Below are 21,696 nucleotides of genomic sequence, written 5' to 3'. Positions count from 1 at the left end.
AACCCGATGTTCCAGCAGCGCACGCAGCAGTCCTCGCTTTCAGGCTTTCTGAGCTTCTGCGAAGTGGTCTTCCATTCCGTGGTGCGCAGCGTTCGCTCAAAGCACAATAACGCCTTGATCGCGCTTGCTTTGAACATCATGCAGGCGGTGATGTTCGTGGGCGCGTTCTACGTGATGTTCGCGGTGCTCGGCCTGCGTGGATCGGCCATTCGGGGCGATTTCCTGCTGTATGTGATGTCCGGCATTTTTCTGTTCATGGTTCACACCAAGACCGTGAGCGCCGTGGCCGGAGCCGAAGGGCCGAGCAGCCCGATGATGCAGCACGCGCCGATGAACACGATGGTGGCCATACTTTCCGCCGCCATTGGCGCGCTCTACGTGCAGGTTCTGTCCCTTCTGCTGATCCTTTTTGTCTACCACGTGGCCTTTACGCCGGTGGAGATCGAGCAACCGATCGCCGCCTTCGGCATGGTCCTGTTGGCCTGGATCTGCGGTGTCGCCGTGGGTCTGATCTTTCTTGTGCTGAAGCCTTGGGCCCCCAGCATGGTCAGCATCCTGACGATGATCTATCAGCGCGCCAACATGATTGCATCGGGCAAGATGTTCCTGGCCAACACCTTGCCGAGCTTCATGTTGGCGATGTTCGACTGGAATCCGCTGTTTCACTGTATCGATCAGTCGCGCGGTTTTGTGTTCATCAACTACAACCCGCATTTCAGTTCCTGGCAATATGCCGGATGGGTCGCGCTGGTGCTGATGGTGATTGGCTTGATGGGTGAGTTCTATACCCGCCACCGGGTCTCGATCAGCTGGAGCGCGCGGCGCTAGGCCATCAGCCCAGGATCTGTGCGCTCTGGTGGCTCAGGTCACCACGCGCAAGGTCAGGTTGATCCGCCCACCCTTGGGCAGCAGCCGCGACGACTTGAACCGGATCCGGTCGACGCCGTGATAGGTCAGCCGCGCCTCTCCCCCCATCACCACCACATCGCCGGAATTCAGCCAGACCGACTCGGTCTTGCCGCCACGGGTCTGGTTGCCGATGCGGAACAGCCCGTCATCGCCAAGGGAAACGGACACAACCGGATAGGAAAAATCGGCCTCGTCCTTGTCCTGGTGCAGGCCCATCCGCGCGCCCTCGCCGTAATAGTTCAACAGGCAACATTCCGGCTCACGGTCCAGGCCGGTCAGATCCCGCCAGATCGTCAAAACCTGACCAGGAATCGCGGGCCAATGCCGTCCCGTAGGATGGGCATCGGCGTAGCGATACCCTGTTTCATCGGCGTACCAGCCGAACTGCCCGGCCGAGGTCATCCGCACCGACATCTGCTTGCCGCCGCGCAGCTGCGGTGAAAACAGCGGCGCCGCTTTCAACACCGGCCGCAAGGCCTCGATCAGGGCGACCTGCCGGTCCAGCCCCAGGTATCCCTTGTGGATATCAAATCCGCGCACGCGCAGCAGCGTCATCGCACTTCACCCATTCTTAACCATGGCCCCTGCAAAAAAGCGCATTGATTCACGCTTTGGCGCGTCTCTCTGCGCTTGCAGGGGCGTTTTCTGCTCCCTATATACGCCGGGACGCGGCAAGGTGCAGACCTAACCGCAACTTCAATCGGGGCCGGGATGCCGCAACGGGTTCAGGCCTCGGGTAATCGCCTTGAGTAGTAATAAGGGATCGAAAAATGAGCAAAGTTATCGGCATCGACCTGGGTACCACCAACTCCTGCGTGGCCATCATGGACGGTTCGCAGCCCCGCGTGATCGAAAACGCCGAGGGCGCCCGCACCACCCCGTCGATCGTTGCCTTCACTGAAGACGAGCGCCTGGTCGGCCAGCCCGCCAAGCGTCAGGCCGTCACCAACCCCAACAACACCATCTTTGGCGTCAAGCGCCTGATCGGCCGCCGGTTCGACGATGCGGCCGTCGCCAAGGACAAGAAGATGGTGCCCTATTCCATCGTCGATGGTGGCAACGGCGACGCCTGGGTTGAAGCCCGTGGTGAGAAATACTCCCCGTCGCAAATCTCTGCCTTCACCCTCGGCAAGATGAAGGAAACCGCGGAATCCTACCTGGGCGAGGAAGTCACCCAGGCCGTGATCACCGTGCCTGCCTACTTCAACGATGCCCAGCGTCAGGCCACCAAGGACGCCGGCAAGATCGCGGGCCTCGAAGTGCTGCGCATTATCAACGAGCCGACCGCGGCTGCGCTGGCCTATGGTCTCGATAAGGAAGACACCCAGACCATCGCGGTCTATGACCTCGGCGGCGGTACCTTCGACGTGACCATCCTGGAAATCGACGACGGCCTGTTCGAAGTGAAGTCGACCAACGGCGACACCTTCCTGGGTGGCGAAGACTTCGACATGCGCATCGTCAACTACCTGGCGGATGAGTTCAAAAAGGAAAACGGCGTCGATCTGTCCAAGGACAAGATGGCCCTGCAGCGCCTGAAAGAGGCCGCAGAGAAAGCCAAGATCGAACTGTCCTCCACCTCGCAGACCGAGATCAACCAGCCGTTCATCTCGATGGATCCGTCCTCGGGCCAGCCGCTGCACCTGGTGATGAAGCTGACCCGCGCCAAGCTGGAAAGCCTGGTTTCGGACCTGATCAAGCGTTCGATGGATCCGTGCAAGGCGGCCCTGAAAGACGCCGGCCTGTCCGCATCCGATGTGGACGAGGTGGTTCTGGTCGGCGGTATGACCCGCATGCCGAAGGTCATCGAAGAGGTGACCAAGTTCTTCGGCAAGGAGCCCCACAAGGGTGTGAACCCGGATGAAGTGGTTGCCATGGGTGCCGCCATCCAGGCCGGTGTTCTGCAGGGCGACGTCAAGGACGTGGTGCTGCTCGACGTGACCCCGCTGTCGCTGGGTATCGAGACCCTGGGCGGTGTCTTCACCCGCCTGATCGACCGCAACACCACCATTCCGACCAAGAAGAGCCAGGTGTTCTCGACCGCGGAAGACAACCAGAACGCCGTGACCATCCGCGTATTCCAGGGTGAGCGCGAAATGGCAGCCGACAACAAGATGCTCGGCCAGTTCAACCTGGAAGACATCCCGCCGGCGCCGCGCGGCATGCCGCAGATCGAGGTGACCTTTGACATCGACGCCAACGGCATCGTTTCGGTGTCCGCCAAGGACAAGGGCACCGGCAAGGAGCAGAAGATCACCATCCAGGCATCGGGCGGTCTGTCCGACGAGGACATCGAAAAGATGGTCAAGGAAGCCGAGGAAAACGCCGAGGCCGACAAGGAACGTCGCGAGCTGATCGAAGCCAAGAACCAGGCCGAATCGCTGATCCACTCCACCGAGAAGTCGGTCGAGGAGCATGGCGACAAGGTCGATCCGTCCACCATCGAGGTGATCGAGCTGGCTGTTGCCGCGCTGAAGGACGATCTGGAAAACGAGAAATCGACCGCCGAGAAGATCAAATCCGGCATCCAGAACGTCACCGAAGCCGCCATGAAGCTGGGCGAAGCAATCTACAAGGCTCAGGCCGAGGAAGCGGGTGGCGACGACGAGCCCGCAGCTGCTGACGCCTCCACTGGTCCGGCCGACGACGACATCGTTGACGCGGAATTCGAAGACCTGGACAACGACAAGCGCTAACGGCTGACACGCAGGCCATAGCGGGCCGGTCCGGACACCGGGCCGGCCCATTTTCGTTGAGGCAGATGGGGATATCCGATGTCAAAACGCGACTATTACGACATTCTGGGTGTCGCCAAAGGCGCCACCGCAGAAGAAATCAAAAAGGGCTTTCGCAAGAAGGCCAAGGAACTGCATCCCGACCGGAACAAGGACAATCCGGACGCCGAAGCGCAGTTCAAGGAGGCCAACGAGGCCTATGACGTCCTGAAGGACCCCGAAAAGAAAGCTGCATACGACCGGTTTGGCCATGCGGCCTTTGAAAACGGGACGGGCGGCGGTCAACGCGGTGGCCATGGTCAGGGTTTCGGAGGCGGCGACTTCTCCTCGGCCTTCTCCGATGTCTTCGACGACCTGTTCGGCGACTTCATGGGGGGCCAGCGCGGCGGTGCCGGACGGCAACGAGCCTCTCGCGGGGCGGACTTGCGCTACAACCTGCGGGTCTCGCTGGAGGATGCCTTCAGCGGTCTCCACAAGACCATCAAGGTGCCCACCTCGGTATCCTGTAATGCCTGCGAGGGCACCGGTGCCGAAGGCGGTGTGGAACCGACCACATGCCCGACCTGTTCCGGCATGGGCAAGGTGCGTGCCCAGCAGGGCTTCTTCACCGTGGAACGCACCTGTCCGACCTGTTCGGGCCTCGGGCAGATCATCAAGAACCCGTGCAAGGTCTGCCATGGCCACGGCCGGGTCGAGAAGGACCGTTCGCTGTCCGTCAACATCCCAGCAGGCGTGGAAACCGGCACCCGCATCCGGCTTGCCGGCGAAGGCGAGGCCGGGCTGCGTGGTGGTCCTCCGGGCGACCTCTATATCTTTGTCGAGGTCACTCCACATGCCTTGTTCGAGCGCGATGGCAACAACCTGTATTGCCGGGTCCCGGTGAGCATGGCCAAGGCCGCGCTTGGCGGCTCGATCGAAGTGCCGACCATTGATGGCGGCCGCGGCAGGGTCCAGATCCCGGAAGGCAGCCAGTCCGGTCGCCAGATGCGTCTGCGCGGCAAGGGCATGCCCGCACTCCGTGGCGGCGCCACCGGGGACATGTTCATCGAGCTGGCTGTGGAAACACCGGTGAACCTCACCGCGCGGCAGAAAGAGCTGTTGCGCGAGTTCGAGGACATCTCCGAAGACGCCACCAACCCGGAATCCCGCAGCTTCTTCTCTTCGGTGAAGAGCTTCTGGGATGGTATGAAGGGCTGACATCGCCAGTCGGTGCAAGACCGCTTCGAAAATTGAAAGCGCCCCACTCGGGGCGCTTTTTCATTGCTACTCAAAGTTGCAACCCTGGCCTCAACCTTGCGCGTTAACATTTTGTAAACCATGTCGGCGTCACCATGGCGCATGAAACAGGATTCGGTATTCCAAGATGTCTCGCTGCCGCTGTTTTCCAGCAGTGACGAAGCGCCACCGGAACCGCTCACAGGCGGGCGACTGCCCTCCTACATCAAGGATCACCGCGCCCGTCTGCGTGAACGTTTTCGCGAGGGTGGCGCCACTGCGATGCCGGACTACGAACTGCTCGAACTGCTGCTGTTTCGCTCGATCCCGCGCCGGGATGTGAAGCCTCTGGCGCGGCTTCTGCTGGAGACCTTCGGGGATTTCAACCGCGTGGTGACGGCCTCACCCCAGCGCTTGGCAGCCGTAAAAGGGGTTGGCGAGGCTGTGATCACCGATCTCAAGGTCCTAGAAGCCGCCGCCCACCGCATGGCCCGGGCCAAGGTGATGCAGCGGCAAGTCATTTCCAGCTGGGACGCGCTGCTCGACTATTGCCACACCACCATGGCGCACCGCGAAACCGAGCAATTTCGCATTCTGTTTCTGGATCGCAAAAACGTCCTGATCGCCGACGAGGAACAGGCCCGCGGCACTGTCGACCACGTACCCGTCTATCCAAGAGAAGTTGCCAAACGCGCGCTGGAACTGAATGCCAGCGCGATGATCCTGGTCCATAATCACCCTTCAGGTGACCCGACACCGTCGGACAGCGACATCGCGATGACCGACCAGATCCGGGCCGCCCTGACGGCGTTGGGCATCGCCCTGCACGATCACCTCATCATCGGCAAATCCGCCGAGCTCAGCTTTCGCGCGCAAGGCTATCTGTAGGGCCGGACGGGCGGTTCACTTCAGCCAGACCTCGACGCGGCGATTGATCTGGCGACCCCAGTCACTGTCGTCACAGGCCATCGGCAAGGCTTCACCGAACCCTTCGGCACGCAGTTCCACCCGGCTGAAATCGGCGGTCTCTGCCGCTTCCACAACGGCATCCCGCACCGCCTCGGCCCGCTTTAACGCGATTTTTCGGTTTTCCTCGGCCCCGCCTACGCCGTCGGAAAAGCCCGCAAAAATCAGCTGCCTAGCGTCATATTCTCCCGCTTCCAGCGCACGGGCCAAATGTTCGATATTGCTGCGGGACTGGGCATCGGGACGCGCGGAGCCAGGTTCAAACCGGAAGGAGACGGTCAGCCGCCGCATCTCCCGCAACGTGCCGACCAGCCGTTGCAGTTCAGCCAGCCCTTCCGCGCCCTCAGCCGCCTGCACCGCATTGGCCAGTCGGCTGCCCTGCTGGCTCACCGAGATCCGCTCCGGCGCCTGATCCACGAAACCCGCGCGGCGAATCACCGCTTGCGCGGCAGGCCCCCGCACGTAGGAGAGGAAATCGCGCGCCACTTTCGGCAGCCGCCGCGCCGGAAGATACAGGAACATCGGAACCGTCAGCGGGTAGTCCTCGGTCTTTACCGCACGGCGACTGGCCTGCAGCGAAAACCCGCAAGGGCCGGTCAGGGCCAGCATTCGCGACGTGCCTCTCTCGGCGTAACTGGAAATGCCGATGGCGAAGGGATCGACCAGAACGCGCTGAACCAATGTCCTGCTGCGATCATGCCGTTGCACGCGGTCCGAGACCGCCGCACCGGCCGGAGCCATCAGCCGGTCTTCGACGGCCTGCGCCAAACCGGATTCAGCCACCGGCATATGTACCGAAATCGGCGCATCCGGCCCGCCCAGGCTCTTCCAGTTGGTGATCTCGCCAGAGAGCACGGCGGCCAGCTGTGGCACGGAAATATGCTGAACCGGATTTCCGGGCGAGACGACCGGAACAAAGGCATCCAGAGCCAGAACCCGGCTGCGCCCCGGTTGGGTCAGGTCGCCAAGCCCGGCCGCCTGCGCGGCCTGCTGCTCATGCGGGCGGATCTCGCGCAGGGCCATTGCCACATCGGCTTCATCCGCGATCAGAGCGTCAAACCCCGCGTCGGTGTTGCTCACCACGAAGGTAAACCGGGCTGCCGGATTCCGGCCGCGCAGCAGCACCTGGCTGAAATTCCCGTCAGGCAAGGTTTCGCGGCGCGTCTGATAGCCGTTTCGCAATGCAAACCCCTCAACCAGTGCAGGCAGCAACACCTCGGACATGGTGGCGGATCCCGCCAGGGTGATCTCGGCGACAAAACCCGACAGGCTGGGGCAGCCCGGCCCGTCGCAAGTCACGCCGGACCCATCGACCGTCAGTTCCCCGAACTGCGTCTCAACCCGGTAGAATTCACCGTCAAAGCCAAGCAGCGTGCCGGTGATTTCAACCGCGCCATCTGGCGAGGAAAGGGTGACGTCCTCGGCGGCGACACCGCGCGCCAGAGCCGCCAGAAAAAGTGCGGCGCAAACGGCCGCACGGAAAAAGGTCATGTGGATACCTGAAGTTACCGCAAATCAGTTGGAGGCGATTTTCAGGTCTTCCACCAGATTATTCAACACCAGAAAGGTCCCCTCTGCCGAGCAATCGGGCATTGCCATCACCAGGTCGCGACTGCTGAGCCGCCCATCCCGCAGTTGCAACGCCTGGGCGGCAATGTCGCGCCCGCAATTGATGCCGGTAACCTCCGCCTCGGCCGTCATGGTCACGGTCCCCGCGCGATCCGAAGCCGCCCGAGGCAGGCTGTAGATCTCGGCAATGCGCGGTGCCAGCAGGCTGTCATCACCCAGCCGCATCAGGTGGCCCAATGCGGCCCCGGGCTCTGCGCCGTGCCACAGGTGGCCTGCGCTACCATAGGCAGCGCCAAACTCGCGCGCGTGGATTTCAAAGCCGCTGTTGCCGATCCACTGCAGGACAACCCTGTCGACACGGTCCAGATCATCCACTTGGGCAACCGCGACGGCACCAAGACCGGACCCCGCTTCCGCAATGAACACAGCCGTTTCTGCAAGGGCCGGGACCGACGACTGGAAACGGCCGGTGTCGTCCAACCGGGCCGAGAAGCTGATCCCGCTGTGATGGATTGTCACCCGTTCACCGGCCTGGCAAGGCGCAGAGACCGTCAGCTCGGCCATCGCCATGGGAGCCGCAACCGCATCCGCCACCATGGCGCAGCGCGCCGCGGGCTCTTCCTCTGTCGTCCAAGGTTCCGCGGTCGGTTCAGCCGGTGCGGAGGTCAGCGTAATGTTTTCGATTTCGAGGCGAGTGGGGCCCGGCTCACCCGGCAGTTCCACCGCGGCGCTGATGACCGGCAAGGTCGTGTCCCGCTCCTGCTGGCCGACCTCGGGAGCTTGCACCGAAAACTGCATGTAGGCACCAATGCTCAGCGCGCATGCCAGCGTCAAAGCGGATGTCCGGATCACCTTTTTAGGCAGCATGGGGTCCTCCTGTACCACAGTGGTAAAGGAAGCCTGTCAGAAAATATCGGCCAGTTTGTGGCGGATTACAGGAGGGTTTCCGGCAAATGCGTCAATCTCGCCACTTTTGTTGCGCCCCTGGAAACAAGGGGGAGCGAGGGTGGCGCAGCCGGAGGGTGCGGACCGCCGTTGGGCGGGATTGGCGGCGGGCGGTGTCAGACCGCGCCGCCGCCGCAGGACAGTTTCGTCAGGCCAGCTTCCCGTGGCAATGCTTGAACTTCTTGCCCGAACCGCAGGGGCATTTGTCATTCCGGGACGGGTTGCCCCAGGTCGAAGGATCATCCTCGACAAAGCCGGGAGCAGGCGCTTCCGCCGGTTCTGCAGCGGTGCGCGCGGCACCACTTTGGGCCGCGGCCTGTTGCATGGCAGCCTGCCGCGCCGCCATTTCCATCAACATCTGCTGCTGCTCTTCCTCGGTCATCGGGCGCACGCGGCTCAGCTGCTGGGTGACCTCTTCGCGCAGGGAATCGAGCATGGTTTCGAACAGCTGGAAGCTTTCGTTCTTGTACTCGTTCAGCGGGTCGCGCTGCGCGTAACCGCGGAAGCCCACGACCGAGCGCAGGTGCTCGAGCGTCAGCAGGTGTTCGCGCCACTTCTTGTCGATGGTCTGCAGCAGCACCTGTTTTTCGATGTTGCGCATGTTTTCCGGACCAAAGGCCTCGGCCTTCTCGGCCATCAGCTTGTCGGATGCTTCGACCAGACGCTCGCGAATCTGCTCGTCGTCGACACCTTCCTCGGCCGCCCATTCAGCAACCGGCGCATCGATGCCGAGCATCTCACGCACCTGCTGTTGCAGCCCTTCCACATCCCACTGGTCGGCATAGGTCTTGGGCGGCATGTGGACGTCGAGCAGATCGTCAATCACCTCGTGGCGCATGTCGTCGACGATCTCCGACAGATCCTCGGCGGCCATGATCTCGCGGCGCTGATTGAAGATCACCTTGCGCTGGTCATTCATCACGTCGTCGAACTTCAGCACGTTCTTGCGCATGTCGAAGTTGCGACCCTCGACCTTGGCCTGGGCGCGTTCCAGCGACTTGTTGACCCAAGGGTGGATGATCGCCTCGCCTTCCTTCATGCCCAGCGACGACAACAGCTTGTCGAGCCGTTCAGAGCCAAAGATGCGCATCAGGTCATCTTCGAGGCTGAGGTAGAAGCGGGTGCGGCCCGGGTCGCCCTGGCGGCCGGAACGGCCGCGCAGCTGGTTGTCGATGCGGCGGCTCTCATGGCGTTCCGACGCCATCACGAACAGACCGCCCGCATCCAGAACCTTCTGCTTTTCTTCGGCGTGCTTGGCTTCCTCGGCCGCGCGCAGCTCGGCCGGATCCGCGTCCGGGTTGGCGGCCAGCGCTTCCAGGACCTTCATCTCGACGTTCCCGCCCAGCTGGATGTCGGTGCCGCGACCGGCCATGTTGGTCGCGATGGTCACCGCGCCCAGGCGCCCTGCTTCGGCAACGATCTGCGCCTCCTGCTCGTGATGGCGGGCGTTCAGCACATTATGCGGAATGCCCTCTTTCTCCAGCATCTGGCTCAGCAGTTCGGATTTCTCGATCGAGGTCGTGCCCAGAAGGACCGGCTGGCCCTTCTCATGCGCCTTCTTGGCCTCGGCAATCATCGCCTCGTACTTTTCGCGCGCGGTGCGGTAGACCTGATCGTCCTCGTCGATCCGGGCAATCGGCCGGTTGGTCGGCACTTCGACCACGCCCAGCCCGTAGATTTCCTGGAATTCCTCAGCCTCGGTCATCGCCGTGCCGGTCATGCCCGACAGCTTGTCGTAGAGGCGGAAGTAGTTCTGGAAGGTCACCGAGGCCAGAGTGGTGTTCTCGGGCTGGATCTGAACCTCTTCCTTGGCCTCGATTGCCTGATGCAGCCCTTCCGACAGGCGCCGGCCCGGCATCATGCGGCCGGTGAATTCATCGATCAGCACCACTTCGCCGTCGCGCACGATGTAATCCTTGTCGCGCTGGAACAGCTTGTGCGCCCGCAGCGCCTGGTTCACGTGGTGAACGACGGTGGTGCTTTCCGGATCATACAGCGACGCGCCCTCTTCCAGCAGCCCATGGTCTCGCAGGGTCTGCTCAAGGTATTCGTTGCCTTCTTCGGTGAAGGTCACGCCGCGCGTCTTTTCATCGATCTCGTAGTGTTCCTCCGACAGCAGCGGAATCACCTTGTCGATGGTGGAATAGAGCTCCGAGCGGTCTTCGGCCGGGCCGGAGATGATCAGCGGGGTGCGGGCCTCGTCGATCAGGATCGAGTCGACCTCGTCAACGATCGCGAAATTGTGCTGCTTCTGGAACACCTGGTCCAGCGACGGCTTCATGTTGTCGCGCAGATAGTCAAAGCCCAGCTCGTTGTTGGTGGCATAGGTGACATCGCTGTTATAGGCGGCCATCTTCTCGGCGTCCGGCTGACCTGACCAGATCACGCCGGTGGTCATGCCAAGCTGGGCAAAGACCTTACCCATCCACTCACTGTCCCGCTTGGCGAGATACTCGTTGACGGTGACCACATGCACGCCCTTGCCGGTCAGCGCGTTCAGATAGGCCGGGAAGGTGGCGACCAGGGTCTTGCCCTCACCGGTCTTCATCTCGGAGATGTTACCCTGATGCAGGAACACCCCGCCCAGCAGCTGGGTGTCAAAGGCACGCAGGCCCAACGCCCGCTTGGCAGCCTCGCGCACGTTGGCAAACGCCTCCGGCAGCAGGGCATCGAGGCTTTCGCCCCCCAGCGCGCGCTTGCGCAGCTCTTCGGTCTTGGCGATCAAGCCCTCGTCGGTGAGTTTCGAGAACTCCTCCTCCAGCGCGTTGATTTTGGCAATCAGCGGCCGTGTCGCCTTGACTTTGCGGTCGTTCGGCGTGCCGAAAACCTTTTTGGCGATTGTTCCGAAACCCAGCATTTTTTCTCCAGCGATCCTATGTCCGGCCTTTGCATCCGGCAGGCTTGCCGCCCGTGTCCGCAACCCATAAACAATGGTGGAAAGACGGTCCTGCCGATGGCCTCAAAGCGATGTAAGCGGCAGGGTATAGAGTGTCAACGCCGCGCCCCGCTGCGGCCAAGGAATAGGATGAATTCAATGCGCAAAGGTCTCACTTTTCTGCGGGGCATGACGCTGGCCGCCTCCATGGCGCTCCCCCTGCCCGCGCTTGCGGAACCGCATGCGAATACCGTGGTGGCAAGCGTCAACGGCGAAGACATCACCATTGGCCATATGGTCATGGCCCGCGAAAACCTGCCGACCCAGTACAAGCAACTGCCCGATGACGTGCTGTATAACGCCATCCTCGACCAGCTGGTGCAGCAGACCGCGCTGAAGCAGCAACTGCATGGCGCCGTGCCGAAATACGTGCAGCTGTCGCTCGACAACGAAGAGCGCGCGATGCTGGCCGCCGACGTCATCCAGATGATCATGGAAAAGGCCGTCACCGACGACAAGCTCCGCGCCGCCTATGACGCCAAATATGCGACCGGTGACGGGGGTGACGAGTTCCATGCGGCCCATATCCTAGTCGAAAGCGAAGAAGACGCCATTGACGTCAAGAAAGAGCTGGATGCCGGCGCCGACTTCGCCACGCTTGCCAAGGAGCGCTCCACCGGGCCAACCGGGCCGAACGGCGGCGACCTGGGCTGGTTCACCACCGGACGCATGGTACCCGAGTTCGAAGAGGCCGTGCTGGCGCTGAAGTCCGGCGAGGTCTCCGACCCGGTGAAAACCCAGTTCGGCTGGCACGTGATCCTGCTGCACGATCGCCGCAAGACCGAAGCCCCCGAATTCGAGGAGGTGCGTGGGCAGCTGGCGGATGAACTGAGCCAGGCCGCCGTGGAAGACCGCGTGAACGAGCTGACCGCCGCGGCCGAGATCGACCGCCCCGAGATCGACGATCTGGACCCCGCGATCCTCAAGGATCTGAGCCTGATTAGGAACTGATGATGGCAAAAAACCTTCCCGTTTCACCGCTGGCCCCGGCCAGTTTCCCCGACCTTCCCAAGATCGAGGGCGTGCGTTTTGCCACGGCCGCGGCCGGGGTCAAATACCAGGGCCGCACCGATGTGATGCTGGCGGTGATGGATCCCGGCACCTCGGTGGCCGGGGTCTTCACACGGTCCAAGACCCGCTCGGCGCCTGTACTGGATTGCCAGGAAAAACTTGGCGGTGACGCCAGCGCCGGTGCCGCCATCCTGGTGAACTCCGGAAATTCCAACGCCTTTACCGGGCACTACGGGCAAACTTCCGTGGCAGAAATCACTGCTGCGGTCGCCGATGCCACGGGGCTCCCGGCCGAGCGTGTCTTCACCGCCTCGACCGGTGTGATCGGCGAACCCTTGCCGCATGACCGCATCATTGCAAAGATCTCCGAACTTACTGCCGGGCTGGATCCGACGGCACTCGAAGGGGCCGCCAAGGCGATCATGACCACGGACACCTTTGCCAAGGGGGCCAGCGCCACGGTGGAGATCGACGGCAAGACCGTGAAGATCGCGGGTATCGCCAAGGGCTCGGGCATGATTGCCCCGGACATGGCGACGATGCTGGTCTACATTTTCACCGACGCACGCGTCGAGCAGGCAGCCCTTCAGGCGCTGCTCAGCGAGATTTGCGATCGCAGCTTCAACTGCATCACCGTCGACAGCGACACCTCGACCTCGGACAGCCTCATGCTCTGCGCAACCGGTGCGTCGGGGGTGGATGCCACCGGCAATGCCGCCTTTGCCCAGGCGTTGGAAACGGTCATGCTGGACCTTGCCCATCAGGTCGTACGTGATGGCGAAGGCGCGACCAAGTTCGTCGAGATCCAGATCACCGGCGCTGCAACGGACCAGGACGCCAAGGTGCACGGCATGGCGATTGCCAACTCCCCGCTCGTCAAGACGGCCATTGCAGGCGAAGACCCCAACTGGGGCCGGGTGGTGATGGCGATCGGAAAATCCGGTGCCGCAGCGGACAGGGATCTGCTGTCGATTTCCTTCGGCGACGTTCTGGTGGCAGAGAAAGGCTGGGTCTCGCCCAACTATCGTGAAGAGCTGGGCGCCGCCGAAATGAAGAAGGAAGAGATCACCATCAAGGTCGATCTCGGCCTAGGTACCGGCACGGCGACCGTCTGGACCTGCGATCTGACCGATCAGTATATCTCCATCAATGCAGACTACCGGTCATGACGACGGTTCTGGTTTCCGCGGTCGCGCTGATCGACCCTGACGGGCGTGTGCTTCTCGCACAGCGCCCCGAAGGGAAATCCATGGCCGGTCTTTGGGAGTTTCCGGGCGGCAAGATCGAGCCCGGCGAGACGCCCGAAGCCGCGCTGGTGCGGGAATTGCAGGAGGAGCTGGGGATCGACACCTGGGCGTCCTGCCTTGCACCGCTCACCTTTGCCAGCCACTCCTACGAGACCTTTCACCTGCTGATGCCGCTGTTTGCCTGCCGAAAATGGGAGGGCATCCCGCAGGCCAAGGAAGGCCAGACGCTGAAATGGGTGCGGCCGCAGGATCTGCGCGACTACCCGATGCCGCCCGCCGACATCCCGCTGATCCCGATACTGCGGGATTGGCTATAAGATCCCGTTGGTGCCATGGGCGGATGATAAAACGCATCTGACCTGGCACCAATGGCATCAACTCGACGGCCATGAACTAATTATTAACCAATTTGTCCGAAATTTGACCGTAGAGCAGACGAGGACAAAGAGGCAGATCTAACCGCAGCGACCTTGATCCGGGAACAATTCAAGGCTCTGCGGAGTTTCATACAGGCATCCCTCTTACGCGGGATCACAGGGTGCGGGCCGCATGTGGCACACGGTTACGACGCACCCTTCGCCTGAGCCGCCACTCACGCTTCCCAGGCAAGAAGGGCAGCCCACCGGGGCTGCCCTTTTTTCGTGTCACGTCTCAATTCCTGTCTGCATGGCATGCCCAACAGCCAGTGCGATTTCAAAGACCGCCAGAGGTCAGAACCCTTGTTGCCCTAGCCTTACGAGAAACGAAAAAGCCCCGGCAGGACCTGCCGGGGCTTCAAACTTTCGCTCGCGGAGAGAGATCAATCCAGCGTTCGGGTCACTTCTTCGCGCTCGAAGATCTCGATCACGTCATTGGGGCGGATATCGTCGTAGTTCTCGAACGCCATACCGCATTCCTGACCCGACTGAACCTCTGCCACCTCGTCCTTGAAACGCTTCAGAGTCTTCAGCGTGCCTTCGTGGATGACCACGTTGTCACGCAGCAGACGCACGCCGGCCGAGCGGCGGGCAACGCCTTCGGTGACCAGACAGCCGGCAACTTTGCCAACGCCGGTGACCTTGAAGACTTCCTTGATCTGCGCGTAGCCGATGAAGTTCTCGCGGATCTCCGCCGACAACAGGCCCGAAGCCGCCGCCTTCACGTCATCCACCAGGTCATAGATCACCGAGTAATAGCGGATCTCCACGCCCTTCTGGTTGGCGGTGTTGCGCGCCGACGCGTTGGCACGGACGTTGAAGCCCATGATGGGTGCGCCCGAGGCTTCGGCAAGGCCGACATCGGTTTCGGTGATGGCACCAACGCCCGAATGCAGCACCCGGACACGCACCTCGTCGTTGCCGATCTTCTCCATCGCCTGAACGATGGCTTCGGCGGAACCCTGCACGTCAGCCTTGACTAGGATCGGCAGCTCGGAGACGTTTTCGTCTTCCTTGGCCTTGGCCATCAGCTGTTCCAGCGTGGTCGCAGCACCGGCAGCGGCGCGTTTGTCCTTGGCGGCCTGCTCGCGGTATTCCGCGATCTCGCGGGCCTGGGCCTCGGTCTCGGTCACGTTCAGAACGTCACCGGCTTCCGGCGTGCCGTTCAGGCCGAGGACCTCGACCGGAACCGACGGGCCGGCTTCCTGCACGCGCTCACCCTTGTCGTTGATCAGCGCACGGACCTTACCGTACTGCTCACCCACAACAAAGATGTCGCCCTGGCGCAGCGTACCTTTCTGAACCAGAACGGTTGCCACGGGGCCACGGCCCACATCCAGCTGCGCCTCGATCACGGCACCTTGGGCGGCACGGTCCGGGTTGGCTTTCAGTTCCAGAATTTCCGCTTGCAGCGCAATGGCTTCCAGCAGGTCGTCGAGACCCTGGCCGGTGACTGCGGAGACTTCGACATCCTGAACATCGCCGGACATCGCTTCCACGACCACCTCGTGCTGCAGCAGTTCGGCCCGTACCTTGTTGGGGTCGGCCGCCGGTTTGTCGATCTTGTTGATCGCAACGATCATCGGCACACCAGCCGCCTTGGCGTGGTTGATGGCTTCGACCGTCTGCGGCATGACCGAATCATCCGCCGCAACAACCAGCACCACGATGTCCGTCACCTGCGCACCGCGCGAACGCATCGAGGTAAAGGCCGCGTGGCCCGGTGTATCGAGGAAGCTGAGCGTCACGCCGTCATCGGTCTGCACCTGATAGGCGCCGATGTGCTGGGTGATGCCGCCGGCTTCACCCGCCACGACCTTGGCGTCGCGGATCGCGTCGAGCAGCGAGGTCTTGCCGTGGTCAACGTGGCCCATGATGGTGATGACCGGCGGACGCGGAACCATGTCCTCGTCCTTGTCTTCCACATCCGAAATCACGTCTTCGACGTCGGCGTCGGAAACCCGCACCACGTTGTGGCCGAATTCCTGGATGATCAGCTCGGCGGTGTCGGCGTCGATGGTCTGGTTCTGCGTGACCATCATGCCCATTTTCATGAGCTCCTTGACCACGTCGGCCACGCGTTCCGCCATCCGGTTCGCCAGCTCGGAGACCACGATGGCCTCGGGCAGCTGGACGTCGCGGATAACCTTTTCACGCTCGACCGAGCCACCCATCGCCTTTTGACGGGCGCGTTCCTGCTTGCGCTTCATCGCCGCAACAGAGCGGTGGCGTCCACCTTCGCCGCCGGTGGCCTGGCTGAGTGTCAGCTTGCCGGAACGACGGTTGTCATCGCGGCCCTTGCCACGGGCAGGGCGTTGCTCGCGGTCACGGTCGGCTTTACGCGGGGTGGAGGACGGCGCAGGCTTGCTCGGCGCGGGGCGCTCAGCCTTGGGCGCAGCAGCCGGGGCTGCAGCGGCACGCTTGGCGGCTTCCTCTTCCTCGCGACGCTTGCGCTCTTCTTCCTCGGCCTTTTGACGGGCGCGTTCTTCAGCTTCCCGCTGTTCACGCTCCTTGGCTTCCGCTTCGGCGCGGCGGCGCTCACGCTCTTCGGCGCGGGCCTTTTCCTCGGCTTCGCGCTGCGCGGCTTCCTCGGCTTCGCGGGCCTTGGCGGCCTGAAGGGCTTTCAGGCGGCGTTCCATCTCTGCGTCGCTGATGCCGGCAGGCCGACGCCCACCGGAGCCGGCAGGCACGGCACCGCTGCCGCCCTTGGCCGCACCCGGCTTGGGAACCACGACGCGTTTGCGCTTGGTTTCCACCACGACATTCTTGGTCCGTCCATGGCTGAAACTCTGTTTCACGTTCCCCGGACGGGAACTCCCACGCAGACCCAGTGTCTTTTTGCCGTCACTATCGCTCATAAAGCTACTTATCCTTCCGTGCGGCCCTTGCCGCCCACCATTTCGCGCAAACCTTGCAATCGCTGCGCCTCATCTACAACACGTTTGCTGAGTCCGCCAGAGGCGAGGGCTGCATGTATCACAGTTTGGCGCCCAAATGCCATTCCCAGCTCGTCCGCCGTGAGGCAGCCGATGAATTTACCCTTGTAAGGGGTGCTCAGCTTCGACTTTCCGCGCCCGGAGCCGTCCGAGGCCTGGATCAGAACCCGGGCCTCTTCCTTGGACAGCCAATCCTTGACCTTTTCATATCCCGCGACCGCGTCGCCGGACTTGCGGGCCAGGCTCAGGAGTTCGACCAGGCGCCGCACGATTTGTCGCTCGACCTCCTGCTCCAGGTTTTCAGGTAACTGGACCTGCGCCTTGAAACCGCGGGCAAACAGTTTCTTCTTCACCGCGGCAGACAAGGCCGCGCGGCTGGAGGAGACATACACACCGCGGCCCGGCAGTTTGCCCAGGACGTCCGGCACGACCTGCCCGTCAGGGCCCATCACAAAACGGATGAGACCCTGCTTGGGTTCCGTCTCTCCGGTCGCGATACATTTGCGTTCGCTTCCTTCAGACCGGTCTTTCTGTGCGCCACCGCGTGTCATTCAGTACTCCCGTACGAAACCCGATCAGGCTTCGCCTTCCTCTTCGCCAGTTTCGCCGTCTTCGCCCTCGGCTTCGGCTTCCAGCTCTGCCGGATCGACCCAGCCCAGCGCGATACGAGCGGTCATCACCAGATCCTGAGCTTCTTCCAGCGTCATGCCGAAGGGCTCGAGGATACCGTCATCCTTGACCCGCTCACCGCCATTGTTGGTCCAACCACCGGCCAGTTCCCAATCCGCGCAGGTGGCGAAATCTTCCAGCGTCTTGACGTCGTCCTTGGCCAGGGCCTCGACCATCTGCGGGGTCAGCCCCTCGAACTGGATCAGGCTCTCTTCTGCGCCCAGCTCCCGAGCGGCATCCAGGGCAGCCTTGGCCTGCGCTTCGAGGTAGTCGCGGGCCCGGGCCTGCAGCTCCTCGGCGGTTCCTTCGTCGACACCGTCAATGACGAGAAGCTCGTCCAGCTCGACATAGGCCACTTCCTCGAGGTTGGTAAAGCCCTCGGAGACCAGCAGCTGGGCGAAGAACTCGTCCAGATCCAGGGTCTCGATGAACAGCTTGGTGCGGGCCTCGAATTCCTTCTGGCGGCGGGCCGACTCTTCTTCCTCGGTCATGATGTCGATATCGAGACCGGTCAACTGCGACGCCAGACGCACGTTCTGGCCGCGGCGGCCGATGGCGAGCGACAGCTGCTCTTCCGGCACCACAACTTCGATCTTGCCGGCTTCCTCGTCCAGCACCACCTTGGTCACTTCGGCGGGCTGCAGCGCGTTCACCAGGAAGGTCGGCTGATCCTCGTTCCACGGGATGATGTCGATCTTCTCGCCCTGCAGCTCGTTCACCACGGCCTGCACGCGGGAGCCGCGCATACCGACACAGGCGCCGACCGGGTCGATCGAGCCGTCATAGGAAATCACGGCGATCTTCGCGCGCGAACCGGGGTCACGGGCCACGGCCTTGATCTCGATGATGCCGTCATAGATTTCCGGCACTTCCATCTTGAACAGCTCGGCCATGAACTCGGGCGCGGTGCGCGACAGGAAGATTTGCGGGCCGCGCGGCTCGCGGCGCACATCCTTGATGTAGCAGCGCACGCGGTCGTTCGGGCGGTAGCTTTCGCGGCCGATCTTCTCGTTGCGGCGCAGGATTGCTTCGCCGGCACCCACGTCGACGATGACGTTGCCGTATTCCTCGCGCTTGACCAGGCCGTTGATAATGGTGCCAGCGCGGTCCTTGAACTCTTCGTACTGGCGGTCACGTTCGGCTTCGCGGACCTTCTGCAGAATCACCTGCTTGGCCGACTGGGCCGCGATCCGGCCCATCTCGACCGGCGGCACCTCCTCGACGTAGGTGTCACCGACCTTCGGATCGGCCATGTACTGGCGCGCCTGCTCGACGGTCATCTCGGCCTGGTAGTTTTCCAGATCCTCATCCGCGACCACGGTGCGCACGCGGGTAAAGGTGGCGCGACCGGTCTTGCGGTCAATCGACACCCGAATGTCCATCTCGGCGCCGTAACGGCTTTTGGCTGCGCGCGACAGGCTCTCTTCCATCGCCTCGATCACCAGACCGGGGTCGATCATCTTTTCGCGTGCCACGGCCTCGGCGGTTTGCAACAGCTCCAGCTGGTTTGCAGAGGTGATAGCCATTACTTGTTCTCCTCGTCAGACTCTTCGGTCTCGATTTCGTCGAATGCGTCTTCGTTCAGCGTGCCGGCCTCTTTGCGCTGGCGCAGCATTTCCTTGATCAGTTCATCGGTCAGCACCAGCTTGGCATCGCTCAGCCAGTCAAACTTCAAACCGATGGTCACAGTCTCGCCCTGATCGTCGATGTTGATCAGGACCTCGTCCCCTTCGGTGCCTGCCAGCTCCCCCTTGAAGCGGCGGCGGCCGTCGACCAGCTCGGCGGTTTCCAGCTTGGCCTCGTAGCCTTCGAACATCTCGAAGTCCTTCATCCGCGTCAGCGGACGGTCGATGCCGGGGCTGGACACCTCCAGCGCGTAGGCGTCGAGGATCGGATCCTCGACATCCAGCACAGCGCTGACTGCGTTCGAGATCTGGGCGCAGTCGTCCACCTCGATGCCACCTTCAGGCTTTTCCGCCATGATCTGCAGCGTCGTCGACTTTCCGGACATCAGCCGGATGCGCACCAACTCGTAACCCAGATCCTCAATCACCGGAGTGACGATCTCGGCCAGGCGCCGATCAATGGCAGCTTTGGCTATAAGGTCGTTGGTCATCTGACCTCCACTTGGGGTCGCAGGAGCCCTCCTGCAAGCACAAAAAAACGGGCGCGCGGCCCGTCGATATTCCCGGTGGAGCCTTGAACCAGGGTTCAACGCGCCGCTGTTGTCAAAGGCATATAGGGGCAATCGGGAAAAACTGCAAGGCTTGTCTTGTTCGCGCCCCGGTCCGGGCCGCTCAGGCGAGCCACCAGCGTTCCGCGATGCGGCCATCGTCCAGCGGTGCGCGCTGGCCGATCCGGCGCGGCAGGCCGACGTTGTGGCGCGCCGCCAGCGCCATGTCGCTGGCCGAGGGGTAATACAAAAACTCGCCCCGTTTCAGCAACCCGCGCGGTTCCGGCAAGGCTGCGACATCGACGTAGCCCTCGCGCAGCGCCTCGGCCCGCACCTTTGCATCCGGGATTACGATGATCTCCACCGCGTCGGCCCAGCCCGCAGTACCGGCCTTGTAATGATCCGCCACTTTCGACGCGCGGAAATGACGCCCTTCCTGCACGCGCTCCACCCGGTAGCAGCCCGTGCCCGGAACCGCGCCCAGCGCCGCGGGCAGATCGCCACCCGGCGCGATCACCTGATCCGCGGCGGCCAGAAGATACGGAAGATGCGGGTTCGGCTCAGCCAGTTCCACCAGCAGGCGGTGGCTGCCCAGCGCCGTGGCGTCCTGCAACTCCGCCCCCGCGATGCCTTGCCCCCGTAACGAGGCGGCCGCGTCATCGGCGCTCAGCGCGCGGCCATCATGGAAGGCAACCCCCTGGCGCAATTCAAAGGTCCAGCTGCGCGCATCGGGCGCCGATTGCCAGGCGGTGGCCAGCTCGCCGCGCAGCAGCCCGTCGGGGCCAATCTCGGTCAGGCTGTCATAGACCGCACCGCGCGCCGCCTGCTCCAGCAGGCCGCCCTCGCGCGGGACTGCCAGCCGCAGGGTGCCGCCCGCCTTGGGGGCCGCATCGACGGAACCGCCCGCCGCCGCCAGCAAGGCGGCCGCAGCACCCGAGGTGAACAGCGCGCGGCGGTCGATGCGCGTCATGACACAAGCTCTCCTGCGATCCGGTCCATGGCCCGGACCAGCTCAGCGCTGATTCCGGGTTCTGACAAAGCATGGCCCGCATTGCGCACCATCTTCAACTCCGCATTTGGCCACAGCTCATTCAATCGCCAGGCCGAGGACGGCGGGCAGATCATGTCATAGCGCCCCTGCACGATAATGCCCGGGATATGCGAAATGCGCCCCATGTTGGCGAGGATCTGCCCATCGTAATCCAGGAAGCCCTTGTTGATGAAATAATGGTTCTCCAGGCGGGCGAAAGCGCGGGCATAGTCGCCGGGGCTTTCGCCGCTGTGACCATTGGAATGCACCGAGGCCAGCGCGTTTTCCCAAGCCGACCAGGCGCGACCAAAGCGGACCTCTTCCTCGAGGTTTCCGGAAAACAACCGCTTGTGGTAGGCGCCGATCATGTCGCCCCGCTCATGGTCCGGCACCAGCGCGACGAAGCGGGCCCAGTTTTCCGGCCAGAACTTGCCTGCGCCACCGCCGTAGAACCAGTCCAGCTCGCCCTGCGTCATCAGGAACACGCCGCGCAGCACGATATGGCTGACACGGTCGGGATGCGTCTGGGCATAGACCAGCGCCAGGGTCGCCCCCCAGCTGCCACCAAACAGGATCCAGCTCTCAATACCCAGCTGGCGGCGAATCAGCTCCATGTCGGCCACGAGGTGCCAGGTAGTGTTGTCCTCGCAGGACGCATGCGGGCGCGAGCGGCCGCAGCCGCGCTGGTCGAACAGCACGATGCGATAGACATCCGGATCGAAGTAGCGCCGCATGGCCGGGCTGCTGCCACCGCCGGGGCCGCCGTGGCACACGACGACGGGGATGCCATTCGGGTTGCCGCTCTGCTCGACATAGATGCGGTGGCCCTGGCCTGCGTCGATCATGCGCTGGTCAAAAGCTTCGACCGGCGGGTAAAGATAATGCACTGCGCGCTTTTGGTCGGGGTATCTATCCATTACTGACCTTAGTGAGACGTCAG

The 21,696-nt window shown here is 62.8% G+C and carries 17 protein-coding genes; 7 read left to right on the top strand and 10 right to left on the bottom strand.

From position 1 onward, the window contains the following. The first annotated feature begins 6 nt into the window (after positions 1-6). Positions 7-828, top strand: a complete 822-nt coding sequence (locus AB9K35_RS23235) for an ABC transporter permease (RefSeq protein WP_222454435.1) — start codon at positions 7-9, stop codon at positions 826-828. Positions 829-861: 33 nt separating this feature from the next. Here the strand turns inward: AB9K35_RS23235 and AB9K35_RS23230 are convergent, their stop codons facing one another. Next, positions 862-1,464 carry an alpha-ketoglutarate-dependent dioxygenase AlkB gene (locus tag AB9K35_RS23230; protein WP_369929813.1) on the bottom strand — a complete coding sequence of 201 codons (603 nt, stop codon included), beginning with the start codon at positions 1,462-1,464 and terminating at the stop codon, positions 862-864. Positions 1,465-1,679: 215 nt separating this feature from the next. Between AB9K35_RS23230 and dnaK the strand changes: the two genes are divergently transcribed. The 3 genes from dnaK (at position 1,680) to radC (ending at position 5,747) form a co-directional block, all read left to right on the top strand. Next, positions 1,680-3,605 (top strand): molecular chaperone DnaK, encoded by a 1,926-nt coding sequence (gene dnaK / locus AB9K35_RS23225; protein ID WP_222454433.1) that lies wholly within the window; start codon positions 1,680-1,682, stop codon positions 3,603-3,605. 78 nt (positions 3,606-3,683) lie between these two features. After that, a complete protein-coding gene (dnaJ, locus tag AB9K35_RS23220) occupies positions 3,684-4,841 on the top strand; it encodes a molecular chaperone DnaJ (RefSeq protein WP_222454432.1) in 1,158 nt (385 codons plus the stop codon). Between the two features lie 141 nt (positions 4,842-4,982). After that, complete coding sequence (radC, locus tag AB9K35_RS23215) at positions 4,983-5,747, top strand: DNA repair protein RadC (RefSeq protein ID WP_369929810.1); 765 nt, start codon at positions 4,983-4,985, stop codon at positions 5,745-5,747. A 15-nt stretch (positions 5,748-5,762) separates the two neighbouring features. Here the strand turns inward: radC and AB9K35_RS23210 are convergent, their stop codons facing one another. From AB9K35_RS23210 to secA, 3 genes are all read right to left on the bottom strand, one after another. Then, positions 5,763-7,316: a phosphate ABC transporter substrate-binding/OmpA family protein gene (locus AB9K35_RS23210; protein WP_369929808.1), complete on the bottom strand. Its 1,554-nt coding sequence runs from the start codon at positions 7,314-7,316 to the stop codon at positions 5,763-5,765. A gap of 24 nt (positions 7,317-7,340) precedes the next feature. Beyond that, a complete protein-coding gene (locus AB9K35_RS23205) occupies positions 7,341-8,261 on the bottom strand; it encodes a hypothetical protein (protein WP_369929806.1) in 921 nt (306 codons plus the stop codon). Between the two features lie 226 nt (positions 8,262-8,487). Beyond that, positions 8,488-11,196 carry a preprotein translocase subunit SecA gene (secA, locus tag AB9K35_RS23200; protein ID WP_369929804.1) on the bottom strand — a complete coding sequence of 903 codons (2,709 nt, stop codon included), beginning with the start codon at positions 11,194-11,196 and terminating at the stop codon, positions 8,488-8,490. Positions 11,197-11,373: 177 nt separating this feature from the next. Between secA and AB9K35_RS23195 the strand changes: the two genes are divergently transcribed. The 3 genes from AB9K35_RS23195 to mutT are packed head-to-tail and all read left to right on the top strand — an operon-like array spanning position 11,374 to position 13,849. After that, complete coding sequence (locus AB9K35_RS23195; protein ID WP_369929802.1) at positions 11,374-12,225, top strand: peptidylprolyl isomerase; 852 nt, start codon at positions 11,374-11,376, stop codon at positions 12,223-12,225. Positions 12,226-12,227: 2 nt separating this feature from the next. Then, a complete protein-coding gene (gene argJ, locus AB9K35_RS23190) occupies positions 12,228-13,454 on the top strand; it encodes a bifunctional glutamate N-acetyltransferase/amino-acid acetyltransferase ArgJ (protein ID WP_369929800.1) in 1,227 nt (408 codons plus the stop codon). After that, on the top strand, positions 13,451-13,849 hold the full coding sequence (gene mutT, locus AB9K35_RS23185) for an 8-oxo-dGTP diphosphatase MutT (protein ID WP_369929798.1): 399 nt from the start codon (positions 13,451-13,453) through the stop codon (positions 13,847-13,849). Before argJ ends, mutT begins: the two co-directional genes overlap by 4 nt. Positions 13,850-14,331: 482 nt before the next feature. On the opposite strand, the gene infB is transcribed toward mutT, so the two are convergent. The 6 genes from infB to pip all read right to left on the bottom strand — a co-directional run bounded on the left by infB (position 14,332) and on the right by pip (position 21,673). Next, positions 14,332-16,806, bottom strand: coding sequence for a translation initiation factor IF-2 (gene infB / locus AB9K35_RS23180; protein WP_222454424.1), 2,475 nt, complete (start codon positions 16,804-16,806; stop codon positions 14,332-14,334). Between the two features lie 8 nt (positions 16,807-16,814). Further along, entirely contained in the window at positions 16,815-17,435 is a 621-nt protein-coding gene (locus AB9K35_RS23175; RefSeq protein ID WP_369929796.1) for an RNA-binding protein, read from the bottom strand. A gap of 24 nt (positions 17,436-17,459) precedes the next feature. Continuing rightward, positions 17,460-19,079 (bottom strand): transcription termination factor NusA, encoded by a 1,620-nt coding sequence (gene nusA, locus AB9K35_RS23170; protein ID WP_369929795.1) that lies wholly within the window; start codon positions 19,077-19,079, stop codon positions 17,460-17,462. Continuing rightward, entirely contained in the window at positions 19,079-19,669 is a 591-nt protein-coding gene (gene rimP, locus AB9K35_RS23165; protein ID WP_222454421.1) for a ribosome maturation factor RimP, read from the bottom strand. The genes nusA and rimP overlap by 1 nt, the downstream gene beginning before the upstream one ends. A 181-nt stretch (positions 19,670-19,850) precedes the next feature. After that, complete coding sequence (locus AB9K35_RS23160; RefSeq protein ID WP_369929793.1) at positions 19,851-20,696, bottom strand: ABC transporter substrate-binding protein; 846 nt, start codon at positions 20,694-20,696, stop codon at positions 19,851-19,853. After that, the gene (gene pip, locus AB9K35_RS23155; protein WP_369929791.1) at positions 20,693-21,673 is read right to left on the bottom strand and encodes a prolyl aminopeptidase; all 981 of its coding nucleotides are present in this window, start codon (positions 21,671-21,673) and stop codon (positions 20,693-20,695) included. Before pip ends, AB9K35_RS23160 begins: the two co-directional genes overlap by 4 nt. Between the last annotated feature and the right edge of the window lie 23 nt (positions 21,674-21,696).

The sequence above is a fragment of the Leisingera sp. XS_AS12 genome (assembly GCF_041224635.1).
In the GTDB taxonomy this organism is placed as follows: Bacteria; Pseudomonadota; Alphaproteobacteria; order Rhodobacterales; family Rhodobacteraceae; genus Leisingera.
Note: the sequence above shows the minus strand (reverse complement) of the source record. Positions and strands in the feature narration are given on the sequence as shown.